Genomic DNA, 15381 nt, shown 5'->3' with positions numbered 1-15381 from the left:
GCTCCTAGAAGCGCTGGCCGCTGACCATCGCGAGATGGTCGGCGATCGGGCCGAGGGCGAGGCTGGGGAGGAAGGTCAGGCCGCCGAGGATCAGGATGATCCCGACGAGCAGGCCGATCCACAGGCCGCCGGTGGTGGGAAAGGAGCCGCTCGATGCCGGGACATGGCGCTTGGCGGCGAGGCTGCCGGCGATCGCGAGCGCGGGGACGATCACGAAATAGCGCCCGAGCCACATCGCCGCGCCGAGCAGGCCGTTGTAGAAGGGCGTGCCCGCCGACAGGCCCGCGAAGGCCGAGCCATTGTTGCCCGCGGCCGAGCTGAAGCCATAGAGGATTTCGGCGAAACCGTGCGGTCCCTTGTTGAGCGGCCCGGCGAGCCCCTGCGGCAGCACGCTCGCAAGGGCGGTGAAGCCGAGGATGACGAGCGGCAGCACCGCGATCGCGAGCACCGCGAGCTTGACCTCGCGCGCCTCGATCTTCTTGCCGACATATTCGGGGGTGCGCCCGACCATGAGGCCCGCGACGAACACCGCGAGGATCGCGAAGAGCAGAAAACCATAGATGCCCGCGCCGACCCCGCCGACGACGACCTCGCCGAGCTGGATGTTGAACAGGGGGACAAGGCCGCCCAAGGCGGTGAAGCTGTCGTGCATCGCATTGACCGCGCCGCACGAGGCCGCGGTGGTGATCGCCGCGAACAGCGCCGAGGCGGCGATGCCGAAGCGCACCTCCTTGCCTTCCATATTGCCGCCCGCGACGCCGAGCTGATGGAGGACGGGATTGCCCGCGGCTTCCTGCCAATAGGCGATGCTGACGCCGGCGGCGAACAGCACGCCCATCGCCGCAAGGATCGCCCAGCCCTGGCGCGTGTCGCCAACCGCCTTGCCGAAGCACCAGCTCAGCCCGACGCCGATCGAGAAGATCGACAGCATCTGGACGAGATTGGTCAGCGCGGTCGGATTTTCGAACGGATGCGCACTGTTGGCGTTGAAGAAGCCGCCGCCGTTGGTGCCGAGCATCTTGATCGCTTCCTGGCTCGCGACGGGACCGAGCGCGATCGTCTGCCGCGCGCCTTCGAGCGTCGTCGCATCAACCGACCCGGCAAAGGTCTGCGGCACGCCGCTGGCGATCAGGAAGATCGCAAAGACCACGCAAATGGGGAGCAGCAGATAGAGGGTGATCCGCGTTATATCGGCCCAGAAATTGCCGATCGTCTTCGCCTCGCGCCGCGCGAAACCGCGGAACAGGGCGAAGGCGACCGCGATGCCGGTCGCAGCCGACAGGAAATTCTGGATGGTGAGGCCCAGCATCTGCGACAGGTTCGACAAGGTCGCCTCGCCGCCATACCATTGCCAGTTGGTGTTGGTGGTGAAGCTGACCGCGGTGTTGAACGCGCCGTCGGCGCCGACTGCGCCGAAGCCCTGCGGATTGCCCGGCATCACGCCCTGCAGCCGCAGGATGGCATAGGTGAAGAGCAGCAGCGCGAGGTTGAAGAGCAGCAAGTGGAGCGCGTAACGCCGCCAACCCTGCTCTTCGGTGGGGTCGATCCCCGCGAGGCGGTAGAAACCGCGCTCGACGGGGCCGAGCAGGCGATGGAACGGGGTCGCGCGCCCTTCGTAGAGAGCGAACAGCCAAAGTCCCATCGGTTTGGCGAGCGCGGCGGTGAGGGCGATGAACAGCAGGATCAGCGCCCAGCCGGACAAGGTCATGGTCGCGTCTCCTCTCAGAAACGTTCGGGGCGCAAGAGCGCGACGAGCAGATAGACGAGCAGGGCGGCGGCGGTGAGGCCGGCGAGGAGCATCGGGGTCGTCATCGCATCACCCTCGCTCGCACAGGCGCGTATAGCCGAGCGTCAGCGCAAACAGCGCGCCGAGCAGGGCAAGCCACAAAAGATCGGACATGGCGGGTCTCCGGCAAAGGCCCGGATGGTGAACGGGCCGGGATAGGATGTGGCGGCCGCTACGCCCCTTCGCCGTAAAGTTTCGCGGGCGAATTTCGCGGTTTGCGTAAAGTTTCCGTAAAGTCGAACCGGCTTCGCTTGGCGTGCATCATCATGCTGGGCTATGGCTTGTTTGAAGAACAACTCCCCAATCTTCCGCCGCTCCGAGCGAAGACGAGGGGGCCGTTCGAGCGAAGCGAGAACCCGCACCGGACCTCGACTTCGCTCGGCCTAGCCCCTCGTCTTCGCTCGGGGCGGCGGAAGTGGGATAGTTCCTTGTCTCAAACGGACGCCGAACCCTCGCCCATGCCCAGCCCGCCACCCTCTGAGCACAAGCGGCCCTTGCCCGACGCGCTGCTCCGCCAGGCGAAGCGCGAGGCGCGCGGGCGGCTCAAGATTTTCCTCGGCGCCGCACCCGGAGTCGGCAAGACCTATGCGATGCTGACCGAGGGCGCCGCGCTCGCGCGCGAGGGCGCCGACGTCGTCGTCGCGGTCGCCGAAACGCACGGCCGCGCCGAGACCGAGGCGCTGATGCGCGGCCTGGAGGTCGTTCCGCGGCGCGAGATCGACTATCGCGGCCACCGCCTCGCCGAAATGGACCTCGACGCGGTGCTGCGGCGCAGGCCCGCGCTCGCGCTCGTCGACGAATATGCGCACAGCAATGTCGAGGGCAGCCGCCACCCCAAGCGTTGGCAGGACGTCGACGAACTGCTCGACGCGGGGATCGACGTCTATACGACGCTCAACATCCAGCATGTCGAAAGTTTGAACGACGTCGTCGCGAGCTTCACCCGCGTCCGGGTGCGCGAAACCGTGCCCGACAGCGTGTTCGAGGGCGCCGAGATCAAGCTCGTCGACCTGCCCCCCGACGAGCTGATCGAGCGGCTCAAGGACGGCAAGGTCTATGTGCCGCACGAGGCGAGCCGCGCGCTCGGCCATTTCTTTTCGAAGCCCAATCTGTCGGCCTTGCGCGAAATGGCGCTGCGCCGCGCGGCGCTCAGCGTCGACCGGCAGATGCTTCACGATCTCGACGCGACCGGGCTGGCCGGCACCTATGCCGCGGGCGAGCGCATCCTCGTCGCGATCAGCGAGCAGCCGGGCACCGACACGCTGGTGCGCACGGCGAAGCGCCTTGCCGACGGGCTCAATGCGCCGTGGACGGCAGTGCATATCGAAACGCCGCGCAGCGAGCGTTTCGACGAGGAAGCGCAGCGCCGCATCGCCGCATCGCTCGCGCTCGCCGCTACGCTCGGCGCGACGATCGCCACCGTCCCGTCCGAAAATGTGATCGTCGGGCTGCGGGGACAGATCGAAGCGCTGCGCGCGACGCAGCTCGTCATCGGCCGCTCGCAGCGCAGCTGGTGGTTCGAACTGCGCCACGGGTCGATCGTCGAGGCGCTGATCCGCGAGGGGGAGGGGCTTGCGGTGCATGTCATTCCGTCGCCCGGAACCGCCATGACGACGCACCGCCGCGGTGGCTGGACGCGCGGCTGGGGGCGGTCGGGCAACTATGCGGTCGCCCTCTTGCTGATCGCCATGACGACGGGCCTCGCCAAGCTCGCCGAGCCGTGGATCGGCACGGGGACGGTCGACCTGCTCTATCTTGTTCCGGTGATCGTCGCGGCGACGCTCTATGGACTGCGGCCCGGCCTGTTCGCGAGCGTCGCGGCGGCGCTGGCGTTCAACTTCTTCTTCCTGCATCCGCTCTACACCTTCACGATTGCCGAGCCGCAGAGCGTGCTCACGGTCCTGATCCTCACCGGCGTTGCCGCGGTGACGAGCAACCTTGCGGGGCGCCTCCGGACACGCGCGCGGATCGGGGTGCGCAGCGCGCAGGAGAATGCGTCGCTCGCGGCCTTCGCGCAGATGCTCGCGCGCGCATCCGACCGCGAAACCACCGCTACCGCTACCTGCGACGAAGTCTCGCGCCTGCTCGGCGTGCGCAGCGTCGTGCTCGGCGAACGCGACGGCCTGCTGCGCCCGATCGTCGCGCGACCCGCAGACGCGCGCATTTCGCCGGTCGATCAGGCCGCCGCCGAATGGGCGTGGACGAGCGGCGAGCCCGCAGGGCGCGGCACCAGCACGCTCGTCGCGTCCGACTGGCAATTCCATCCGCTCAAGACGGGGCTCGGCGTGCTCGCGGTGCTCGGCATCGCGAGCGACGACGGCGGCAATCCGATCGCGCCCGACCGCGCGGCGCTGTTGTCGGCGCTCGTCGGCCAGGCCGCGCTCGCGCACGAAAGACTCCATCTCGAGGACGAGATGCGCAGCCTCTCGGTACTCGAAGAACGCGATCGGCTGCGCGCGGCGCTGCTTTCGTCGATCGGGCACGATCTGCGCACCCCGCTCACCGGCGTGACCGCGGCGATCGAGGCGATCGCCGACGAGCATCCCGACACTGCCGCCTTGCCCGTCGCGCGCGCCGAAGTATCGCGACTGCGCCGTTTTCTCGATAATCTCGTCGAACTGGTGCGTCTCGACGCCGGCGGCGTCCGGCTCGATCTGACGCCGGTCGATCTGACCGACGTCGTCGCCGCCGTCGTCGACGATCTCAAAGAACCCCTGCGCGGTCATCACATCAACTTCCAGGTCCCCGCCGGCCTGCCGCTGGTCCGCGTCGACGAGCGGCTGCTCCATCACATTCTCCTCAATCTCCTCGCCAACGCCATCCAGTACGGCGGCAGCGCCGGTCCGATCGACATCGTCGGCCGCCGGACCCCCGATGCCGTGACATTGACCGTGCGCGATCGCGGCGAGGGGCTGGAGCCGGGAACCGAACGGACGATCTTCGACACGTTCGCGCAGGGAAAGGGGAGCGACCGTCACGGAGGCAGCGGCCTGGGGCTGGCGATCGCAAGGGGTTTTGCGGACGCACTGAACATCGACATCGCCGCCGCCAACCATCCCGACGGCGGCGCCGCATTTACACTAAGTTTTCCCAGCCGGTTAATCGCCGCCGCAACTGACTTGTCCTGATTATTTGGTTCAATTTGTGCGCTGCGCAAATTCTGCTTGATCGCAACAGGATTGAAAATGCGGTCCGATACCTGGCGTCGATGTTGAAGATGCGCCGGCCTGGCGGAAAGCATCGACCGGGCAGCTGGCGCCCTTTGCCGCCGCCCTCGCCATCGCGCTTCGCAACTACCTGATTTCATGGATGCCCTTTGGAGGCCTCGCCGCGGTAGGATGAAATGGAGATTTCATCGGGCTTGCGGGGGTACTGAAATGCGCACATCCACTGTCTGGCTGTCGCGGCCGAGCCGCGGCGCCATCGCGCTGGCGACCATGCTCGCTTTCGGCGCGGCCCACGCTCAGGATGCCGCGGTGGTGGCGGGCAAGGCGAGCATCGTTCGCGACGGCGGCAATACGACGATCACGCAGGCCAGCCAGCGCGCGATCATCGACTGGAGCGATTTCTCGGTCGCGGCGGGCCAATGGATGCAGTTCGTCCAGCCGGGCGTCGACAGCGCGATCCTGAATCGCGTGCTGGGCGGCGACCCGAGCCGCATCATGGGGGAGATCAAGGCCAACGGGCGCGTCTTTGTGATCAACCCCAATGGCGTGCTCGTCGGCCCCGATGGCATGATCCGGACCGCGTCGTTCGTCGCATCGACGCTCGACGTCGACGACGCCGCCTTCATGGCGGGCGATGCCTTGAACTTCCGCGGCGCGTCGGGGGCGTCGGTCGAGAATCTCGGCCTTATTCGCGCGGCTTCGGGCGATGTCGTGCTCGTCGGGCGTCATGTCGTCAACGGCGGAACGATAGAGGCGCCGAGGGGGAGCGCGGTGCTGGCCGCCGGGAACGACATTGTGCTGCAATCGTCGGGCGACCAGCGCGTCCTGGTGCGCACCGCGCTGCCCGGGGGCGGCACCGGAATCGACAATGCCGGAACCATCCGCGCGGCCGAGGCCGAGCTGGTTGCAGCCGGCGGCAACGTCTATGCCCTGGCGGTCAGCGCCGGCGGGGTGATCGAGGCGTCGGGCATCGGCCAGCGAGACGGCCGGGTGGTGCTCACCGCCGATGGCGGAGACGTCGCGGTCGAAGGCGCCATCACGGCCCGCGACGCCGATGGAAGCGGCGGGACGATCCTGATCGGGGGCGGGGTGCGCGGCGACGATCCCGCGGTCGCGCATGCGGCCAATGTCCGCGTGACGGGTTCGGCCGTCATTGACGCCGGCGCCGGTTCGGAACGCGGCGACGGCGGCCGGGTCGTGGTATGGTCCGACGGCCGCACCGATTTTTCGGGCAGCATTTCGGCGCGCGGCGGCAGCCTGGGCGGCGACGGCGGCTTTGCCGAAGTGTCGGGCAAGCAGCTGGCGATGAACGGTCATGCCGATCTGCGCGCACCCCATGGGGTCGCCGGCCAATTGTTGCTCGATCCCAACGACATCGTCGTCGACACCGACGCCCTGGCCAATGGCGTCAGCGGTTCGACGAGCACGCTCACCGACGAGTGGATCAACAGCCAGCTGGCGTTCGGCGCGATCGCCGTCGAGACCGACGCCGCGGTGAGCGGCGGCAATGGCGACATCATTTTCCGGGGCAGCACGCCCTTCGCGACCAGCCTGCCCAACGCGCTGACGTTCGACGCGGCGCGCAACATCGTCTTCGACACCGGGTTCGACGTGTCGGCCGTTCTGACCGGCGTGGATGGCGCTGCCGGGGGTGGGTCTTCGGCGATGACGCTCGGCGATCTTCTGTTTCGGGCCGGGAACGACATCGTGCTGAACGAGGCCTTTTCCGTCTCGCTTACGGCGACCGGCGGACGCGGCGGCGATGCCTCGGGCGGGGCGACCGGGACGGCAGGCGGGACCGTGCAATTGACCCCGGGGTCGACCCTGTTCGAAGCGGGGCGCGACATCGCGGTCAACGCCGACGTCACCATGTCGGTGCGCTCGACCGGTGGCGCGGCGGGACTCGGCAGCGGTGCCGCAAGCACGGCGGGCGCGGGCGGTGCGGCGCAGATTTGGGCAGGGTCCGGCTTTCGCTTTGACGCCGCGAACGACATCACCGTCGCGGCGGGCGCCCAGATGTCCAAGATCGTCGAAGCGCAGGGCGGTGCCGGCGGGGCGTCGAGCGGCGCGGGCACAGCAGCCAGTGGAGGCATCGCCACCGCCGTGGCCCGGCAGTTCGATCTCGTCGCCGGCAATCGCTTCACGCTTGCCGCGGGCGCGCAGCTCTCCAACGACGCGACGGGCATCGGCGGACAATCGGGAAGCGACGATGGCGGCGCTCCGGGGGGCTCGGGCGGCGCCGGCAATGCCACCGCCGGCAGCTTTCAGGTCGATGCGGCCGATGTCCTTTTGCTCGGCGATACGATGCTGTCGGCGACCGCGCGCGGCGGCGACGGCGCGATTGCCGGCAGCACCGCGGGGGTCGATGCGGGCTTCGTCGGGGCGGGCGATCTGGTGATCCGCTCCACCGGAGACATCCAGCTCGGCGGGACGGCCACCGGTTTTCGCCAGCAATTCACGGGCGCCGATCATGGCGGCTCCGGCGGTTCGGTGGGCGGCGCAGGCGGCAGCTTGAGCGGCGGGGGATTCGAATATCACGCCGGGCGCGACATCGTCACGGCGCCAGGCGGAACGCAGGTCGATTCCGCCGATCTCGTCGTCCTCGAGGCGGGCCGCCATGTGCTGCTCGAGAACAGCAGTTTCGCTTCGGCGGGTGCATCGGGCATCCCCCTGTTGCTGATCGCCGACAATGATTTCCCGACCCGCCTCGCCGTGGGCGAGGGCGCGATCCGGCTGGTCGACACCAATCTCGCCTCCGCCGCCGGCGTGTCGATCTGGGGCGTGTCCGATGCGCTGGTCGATCTCGGCGGCTGGGTGCCGAGCGGCTATGGCACCGCCGCCGAATGGCGCGGCGAGGGCGGCAATTTCATGGACCTGGGGGTGCATTGCAAGCTGATCTGCAGCGGCACGCCGACGAGCTATGCGCTGACCATCACCGCCGACGACAAGGCGATGACCTATGGCGCGAGCGCCTTGCCGGCGTTTACCGCCAGCTATGCGGGCTTCGTCGGCGACGACGATGCGAGCGACGTTACCGGACTGCAGTTCAGCACCAATGCGCTTTTGGGCAGCAATGCCGGAACCTATTGGATTCGCCCCTATGGCGCGAGCGCGCCTTCCTATTATGACGTCACCTATGTCGATGGCGTGCTGACAATCAATCCGGCGCTGCTCCATGTCGTCGCGAATGATGCGAGCCGCCTCTATGGCAGCAGCAACCCGATTTTCGGCGTCACCGTCACCGGTCTCAGGAACGGCGATGATGCCGCACAGGTGGTCGGCTACAACGCCGCGACCAGCGCGACCATTGGCAGCAATGTCGGCAGCTACAGCATCGCGCCCAATGCGACGCTGCTGTCCGCCAATTACACGCTGAGCCAGACCGACGGCACGCTGACGATCACCCCCGCGCCGCTAACCGTCGCGGCCGCCGATGCGAGCCGTCTCTATGGCGATGCCAATCCGGCCTTCGCCGCCAGCGTGACCGGTTTGAAGAATGGCGACAGCGCGGCGGATGTCGTCAGCTATACGCCGACCACCACTGCGACCATCGGCAGCAACGTCGGAAGCTACCGCATCGCGCCCAATGCCGTGCTGCTCTCGGGCAATTATGTGCTCGCGGCACAGACCGACGGCACGCTGACCATCAGCCCGGCGCCGCTGACCGTGAGCGCCGCGGATGCGAGCCGCGTCTATGGCGACGCCAACCCGGCCTTCACCGCGAGTGCGACCGGCCTCAAAAATGGCGACAGCGCGGCGGACGTCATCCGCTATACGCCGACCACCACCGCAACCGCCGGCAGCAATGTCGGCAGCTATCGCATCGCACCCAACGCGGTGCTGCTCTCGGGCAATTATGTGCTCGCGGCGCAGAACGACGGCACACTGACCATCACCCCGGCGCCGCTGATGGTGACCGCTGCCGATGCGAGCCGCCTCTATGGCGAAGCCAATCCGGCCTTCACCGCCAACGTGACCGGCTTGAAGAATGGCGACAGCGCCGCGGATGTCGTCGGCTATACACCGACGACCACCGCGGCCGTCGGCAGCAACGTCGGCAGCTACGCTATCGCACCCAACGCGACGCTGCTTTCGGGCAATTACAAGCTCGCCGGGGAAGTGGACGGTACGTTGACCATTTCGCCCGCCGAGCTGATCGTGCGGCTGCTGTCGGGCGATGTCGTGCGCGGCGACACGCCGGTTGATCTGGTGTCGATGACCAGCGATTTCGATGCTCAAAATCCCGGCAGTGCGGTGACCTATCGGTCGCGCTTCACGAGCCAATATGGAACCGAGGACAAGTTCGAATGGCAGGTTTCGGGCTTCGCCGGAACCGACTTCGGACTGAGCGGTGCCCCCAGCTTTACCGGCGACGGGGTGAACGGCGCCTATCGGCTCGATCTGGGGACGCTCAGCGCGTCGCCCAATTATCGCATCACGCTTGCGCAGCCCGTGGGGATCGGCTGGCTGACGGTCCACAATCCGACGCTGACGGTGTCGATCGCCGACCTCTATGCGATGGCGCAGGATCTGGTTTTCAGCCCGCGCTACGTCTTCAGGGGTTTTCGCGGCCCAGAGGCCGCCGAACGCGAGGGCAAGGATTTTCACGACGACCAGTTCGGCTGGACGACCACCGCCACCATAGGAACGCCGGGGCTCTATCCGATCACCCCGACCGGCCCCGCGACCTTCGACGGCGTGCGCGACGGCTATGGTCCCTATGACGTCGAATATAGCGGCGGAACGCTGACCGTCCTCAACGAAGACGGCAGCCTCTATCATCTGCCGGGCGAGTGCGAAGGCAAGAAATGCCTGTTCGCGCCCGTGACGCAATTGCTCGTCGAAAATGCCAGCCCGAAACGGGTGCCGCTCTATAATTTTACCGGCGTTCCAAAGATATTCGGCTTGCCCGCCAATTTCACCGGGCAGCTCGACACGATCGTCGGACGCTTTCTGGCCGCCGCGGGCCAGCCCAGCGACGCCGCCAGCGTCAACAACTGGCTGCTCGCGAACGCGCAGAATCCCGATGCCTATGGCCAGATCCTGCCTTTTATCCTGAGCTGGATGCAGGATTATGAACGCAACAGCTTCAATGCGGAGCGGATCGGCATGATCGAGCGCTATCTCGATGGCACGGCTTCGCCTACCGAGCGGGCTCTGGTGCAGTTCAACTATGGCGGATCGGAATGGCAACTCCGCCAGCGGCTGGCCGATCTGAAGAGCTATACGACCGTCCCGAGCGCGAGCGATGCCGCGCTCTATGACTACATCATGACCGATCTGCAGAACAAGCGCATTGCCGCCGCCGATGCCGCCGTCCAGGCCTATAAGGACTGGAAGGTCGCGTCGGAGCAGAAGAAGGCGGACAAGCTGCCCACGCTGCTCGGCCTGTTCGACCTGGGCGAAAGTCCGCCGCAGGAGCTGATGACGGCGGCAGGCGGCGGCGCCAACCCCGGCGATGCGAATCCGGAAATCATGGCGCGCGTCCTCGGTGCCGCCGGCTCGGCTTGGGTCGGGGCCGGCGTCGGCGGGGTTGCGGCCGCCAACATAACCGAGATCTCGGTAGGCCTCGCTACCCAGGTCGCGCGCTATGGCGCAAGCACGACCGGGGCGGCCGGCAGCGCCTTTGCGGGGCCGCTGGTCATCGTCACCACGGCGCTGCAAATTGCCGTGAGCGGCATAGTCAAGGTCGTGAACGACAGCCAGTTCGAAGACAAGCTCTACGAAGCGGCCGAGCAATCGCGGAGCAACATGTCGATCACGCAGATGCTGGGCAGCAGCGACAATCCGGCATTGCAGATGGGCACGGTCGCCAATCTGGCGGCGCTGCTGTCGGGCGGCACGACCGAAGGCGCGGTGTCGACGACTTCGACCGAGATCGGCCCCCTTCCGGGCGGCGGCATGGTGATCGAACAGCCGCCGATCGTGCTCGATCCTTCGAAAATCATGACGCTGGAGACCACGACGGTAACCAATCCCGACGGAACCATCACCATGACCTCGACGCCCGTCCAGGGCACCCCGATGGCGCCGATCGTCGTGGCGCCGCCCGAACCCGTCGCCCAGCCTTCGGGCGGGCCGGAGACGCAGCCGTGACAGCAGATCGCCGGCAATCGCCCGCCGCCCGGACATGGCCGCTCGGCGCGCTCTCCGCCGCGCTGGCCCTGGTCTCGCCGCTCCCCGCGTTCGCGCAGGATCTGCGGACGGTACAGCCGCAGCCGGTCCCGCCGCCGCTCGATGCGCCCGCTCCGCCGGACACGGCGACCGAAAGCTACGGCGTTCTGCGCGGCGTTCGGGTGCTGACCGATCCGGCGCAGTTGCAAAAGCAAGGGGCCGCCGTCGAAGGCATCGCGATCGACGACACCGCCGCGCTTCCCGGTGCGTCCGTTCGGGCAGCGCTCGCGCCCTTCATCGGCAAGCCTCTCGATCTGGCGCTGCTCGACGATATGCGCGCCGCGCTTGCCCAGGCGCTGCTCGACGGCGGCGAGCGTTTTGCGCGCGTCGTCGTGCCGGCGCAGGAGGTGCCCGGCGGCGCGGTGCAGTTGCTCGTGCTGCGCGGCCGCGCCGGCACGATCGAAGTGGCGGGGGCGAAATATTTTTCCGAAGCCAGCTATCGCCGCGAGCTGCGGATCGAGCCGGGCGATCCGATCGACCATGCGGCGCTCGATGCCGACATCGACTGGCTGAACCGCAACCCCTTTCGCCGCGTGCAGCTGGTCACCCGGCCCGGCGCGACGGCAGGCGAGGTCGATCTGACGCTCCAGACGACCGAGCAGCGTCCGCTGCGCGTCTATGGCGGCATCAACAACAGCGGCACGAGCAGCACCGGCTATGGCCGCGCCTTCGTCGGTCTCAACTGGGGCAATGTCTTCGGGCTCGGGCACCAGCTCGGCTATCAGCACACCCATTCGATCGACGATTGGGATCTGTTTCGCAGCGACTCGGTGAACTACACGGTGCCGCTGCCCTGGCGGCACCTGCTCACCGCCAGCGTCTCGGTGGGGCACGTCAAGAGCCGGGTGCCCGAACCGCTCGATCAGCGCGGCAAATCGTCGGCCTTCTCGCTGCGATATCTGACCCCGCTGGCGGGCACGGGAAATTTTCACCACGAACTGACGCTCGGGCTCGACTACAAGCGCAGCGACAATAATCTGCTGTTCGCCGAGGCCCCGGTTTTCGGTGCCGCCACCGACATCATGCAGGCGAGTGTCGGCTATAGCGCGAGCCTCGAAGACGCGGGCGGCGTGACCGCGATGGACGTGACGCTGGTGCTGAGCCCCGGCGACATTTCGGATCGCAACACCGACGCCGCCTTTCAGGCCCAACGCGCGGGGGCACGGGCGCGCTACACCTATTTGAACGCCGGGCTGAATCGCCACACGCGGCTGCCCGGCGATTTCACCTGGGTGTTCGATCTGAGGGGACAGGTGACCAGTACCAATCTGCTCGGCAGCGAGCAGCTGGCGATGGGCGGCGCCGGGTCGCTGCGCGGCTTCGACGAGGGGCAGGTCTATGTCGATGAAGGCTTCGTCCTGCGCAACGAGCTTCGTCACCCGCCCATGGCGGTGCTGAGAAGTCTGGGCGGCAAGCTCGCCGACCAGATGCAGCTGCTGTGGTTCGTCGACTACGGGCTCGGCTTCGTGCATTCGCCGCTGCCCGACGAACGCGCGCGCTACTCGCTCGCCAGTGTCGGCTTCGGCGTGCGGTACCAGCTCGGCAATCATCTCGATTTCAGGCTCGACCATGGGGTGCAGATCGGCGATCCCGGAACCGATCCGCGCGGGCGCCACTATGGCACGCATGTCGGCCTGACCCTCTCGTGGTGACGGCACCCGCGCCGCATCGCTTGCAAGGATTTCGCGGCCCTATTGCTCCGCCGGCCGGGCGATGGTGACGGTCAGAGCGGTTCGGCCGGGAGCCGAGGCGATGTCGAACGTTCCGCCCAGCCGCGCGGCGCGCGAGGCCATGCTCTGAAGTCCGATTCCGCGTTCGCCGGTGGACCGCTCCTCGAACCCGCGTCCATTGTCGACGATCGTGATGCGAAGGGCCGCGTCCCCCTGCCTGACGGCAACCTCCACCTCGCTGGCGCCGCTGTGCTTGATGACATTGGTCAACCCCTCGCGAACGATGCGAATGATATCGAGACTGTTCGCGGCAGGCAGCGTGAAACCGTCGAGGTCGTCGAGGTCCCAGCGGCACCGGATGTCGCGATTCTCGCACAACAGGGTCAGCCGGGCACGCAGCGGTGCGAGCCATCCCGCCAGCGGCTGGTCGGCCGGACGAACCCCTGCCGACATGTCGATGACGAGCCGCAGTTCCTCGCGCAATTCCTTCAGGATCGACAGAAAACGGGGGGTGGAAACCGCGCGTCCGTCATGTTCCAGCATCGCGATATTGTTGACCAGCGTCGCCCCCATGCCGTCGTGCAGATTATGGGCAAGCCGCATCCGCTCTTCCAGCTTGGTCCGTTCGAGTTCCAGCGCATGTGCGCGATTGAGCATGTCGGCGAGTTCGTTTCGGGCGACCGCGATCTCGGCGCTCAGCTGTTCGTTGAAATGCTCGACGCGCCGCATCGCCGAAACGAATTTCCGGGCCAGCACGACCGCCATGCAGACGATCAGAACCTGCGAGACGATCGACGAATAATAGACATTGTCGCGCGATATTCCGATGAAGACCAGCAGGTCGTGCGCGCCCGCGATCAGCATGAGCCCATGCGTCAGGTTCAGCACCCAATAATCGACGCGGGGGCTGCGCCAGGTTTTGGCGAACAACATTGCGGCGGTCGCGAAATAGAGCGCGACGCTCGCGATTGCGAGCATGGTGCGCGTGACGCCGATCAGATGGTGCGGCACGAGCCACATTGCGGCGATGGCGCAAGCGACGCTCACCCACAGCAGCCGTTCGATGCGGGGCGAGCGCTGTTCGAGAAACCGGATGACGAACATGCAATAGCTCGCCGCGAAGAGGATCAGCATACTCAGCGTCGCGCGCGCCCAGCCATCGCTCGTGGCGAACGGCCACGGCCGCGTGGCCACCAGGTTGAGCGAATATCCCGCCCATCCGAGCAGCGCGAGGCTGTACCAGCCGTAGGAGGTCTCCGATCGTCGAAGCAGCCAGATGGCGAGGAAGAAGATGGCGAGCGCGGCGGTGATCCCCATATTGAACAGGGGCAGCACGCGCCGCATCTTGCGCGCCGCCTCATAATGCGCCTGCACGCGGGTTGGATCGCCGATCGTGACGGGGCCGAGCCCCGGCTGATATCGGGCATAGCCCGAAACCCGGAAAAGAAGCGTGTTGCGGCCTTCGCGCAGCGCCGGCGCGGTGAGCAGCCAGTGTCGCGGCTGGTTCCACGAACGCGACAGCGGCTCGGTCAATTGCGCATCGCGCGCGATCGGTTGCCCGTTCAGAAAGGCCGCCCCCGCCAGCGTCCAGTAATCGACCGCCACCCCGACCGGCTGCGCCGCGTTCCCCTGCGTCCAGGTCAGCCGATACCAGACGACACCGTCATGGCCGGGCCAGCGCGTCGACCAGTCGTCGGGCAACGCCACGCGGTGCCAGCCTGCGATCGGCGGCGCTTGCGAATCCCAGTCCGCTTTCGCGGCTTCGACGCTTGCGAACGATAGCGGGGCCGGGCGCGCTTCCGCGGGCCTTGGCACGAACAGGAAGATCGCGAGCCAGGCGAACCACCTAAGGCAGGAAGCCATGCGCCCGCGCTTCGAACACGGCTTCGGTACGCGAACGCACCGCCAGCTTCTTGTAGATATTCCGGATATGGCATTCGACCGTGAGCGGGGACAATCCGGCGAGTTCCGCAATTTCCTTGTTGGTGAAGCCCTTGTTGACCAGCGTTAATATCTCGATCTCGCGCGGCGTGAGAGGTGGACCGGCGGCGGGCGGCGGCGGGGCCTCGGCGGGGGCTTCGGACGGGCCGATCATCGCCAGAATATGGCGCGCGACAAAGGGGTCGATCGGGGCGCCGCCGCGCAGGACGCTGCGGATCGAAAGCGTGATCTCGATATCGTCGCGTTCCTTCAACAGATAGCCGCTCGCGCCGGCCTGAAGCGCGCGGAGAATGATCTGTTCGTCGCTCCACGCCGAGATGACGAGGATCGGCAACGCGCGGTCATTTCTGTGCATTTCGCCGATCAGGTCGACGCCGTTGCCGTCGGGCAGCCCGATGTCGACAAAGGCCATGGCGAAAGGCTGGGCGGCAAGCAGCGCTTTGGCCTCGGCAAGATTCGACGCGAAGGAAAGCACCTCTTCGGTGTAACCCAGCGCGCCCAGAATCGATCGCAGACGAACATGCATGATCTGCTCATCTTCGACGAGCAGAAGCGGCGCTGGCAGATCGGCGCCGAGGTGGCCGGATTCTTCCTTGTTCAACCGCGGGTCCGATCAAGCAAATTACCAAAGCGCCACCGCTCG

7 protein-coding genes are annotated in these 15381 nt (G+C 67.0%); 3 read left to right on the top strand and 4 right to left on the bottom strand.

The window, feature by feature from the left end; genetic code table 11:
• Positions 1–4 precede the first annotated feature (4 nt).
• Both kdpA and kdpF read right to left on the bottom strand, forming a co-directional pair.
• The gene (kdpA, locus tag KNJ79_RS13650; RefSeq protein ID WP_317151481.1) at positions 5–1708 is read right to left on the bottom strand and encodes a potassium-transporting ATPase subunit KdpA; all 1704 of its coding nucleotides are present in this window, start codon (positions 1706–1708) and stop codon (positions 5–7) included.
• A gap of 14 nt (positions 1709–1722) precedes the next feature.
• Positions 1723–1812 carry a K(+)-transporting ATPase subunit F gene (kdpF, locus tag KNJ79_RS13645; RefSeq protein ID WP_089214882.1) on the bottom strand — a complete coding sequence of 30 codons (90 nt, stop codon included), beginning with the start codon at positions 1810–1812 and terminating at the stop codon, positions 1723–1725.
• A 432-nt stretch (positions 1813–2244) separates the two neighbouring features.
• On the opposite strand from kdpF, the gene KNJ79_RS13640 reads away from it, so the two are divergent.
• The 3 genes from KNJ79_RS13640 to KNJ79_RS13630 all read left to right on the top strand — a co-directional run bounded on the left by KNJ79_RS13640 (position 2245) and on the right by KNJ79_RS13630 (position 12779).
• Positions 2245–4914 carry a sensor histidine kinase KdpD gene (locus tag KNJ79_RS13640; protein WP_317151480.1) on the top strand — a complete coding sequence of 890 codons (2670 nt, stop codon included), beginning with the start codon at positions 2245–2247 and terminating at the stop codon, positions 4912–4914.
• 249 nt (positions 4915–5163) lie between these two features.
• Positions 5164–11049 carry an MBG domain-containing protein gene (locus KNJ79_RS13635; RefSeq protein WP_317151479.1) on the top strand — a complete coding sequence of 1962 codons (5886 nt, stop codon included), beginning with the start codon at positions 5164–5166 and terminating at the stop codon, positions 11047–11049.
• Positions 11046–12779 (top strand): ShlB/FhaC/HecB family hemolysin secretion/activation protein, encoded by a 1734-nt coding sequence (locus KNJ79_RS13630; RefSeq protein WP_317151478.1) that lies wholly within the window; start codon positions 11046–11048, stop codon positions 12777–12779. The genes KNJ79_RS13635 and KNJ79_RS13630 overlap by 4 nt, the downstream gene beginning before the upstream one ends.
• Positions 12780–12818: 39 nt before the next feature.
• Here KNJ79_RS13630 and KNJ79_RS13625 read toward each other — a convergent pair whose 3' ends face one another.
• Entirely contained in the window at positions 12819–14660 is a 1842-nt protein-coding gene (locus KNJ79_RS13625) for a sensor histidine kinase (RefSeq protein WP_317151477.1), read from the bottom strand.
• A complete protein-coding gene (locus KNJ79_RS13620) occupies positions 14644–15339 on the bottom strand; it encodes a response regulator transcription factor (RefSeq protein WP_317151476.1) in 696 nt (231 codons plus the stop codon). Before KNJ79_RS13620 ends, KNJ79_RS13625 begins: the two co-directional genes overlap by 17 nt.
• Positions 15340–15381: the final 42 nt, after the last annotated feature.

This window comes from Sphingopyxis indica, from assembly GCF_032879645.1.
In the GTDB taxonomy this organism is placed as follows: Bacteria; Pseudomonadota; Alphaproteobacteria; order Sphingomonadales; family Sphingomonadaceae; genus Sphingopyxis; species Sphingopyxis indica.
The sequence above is the reverse complement of the archived record's forward strand: the minus strand, read 5'-3'. Positions and strand labels throughout refer to the sequence as shown.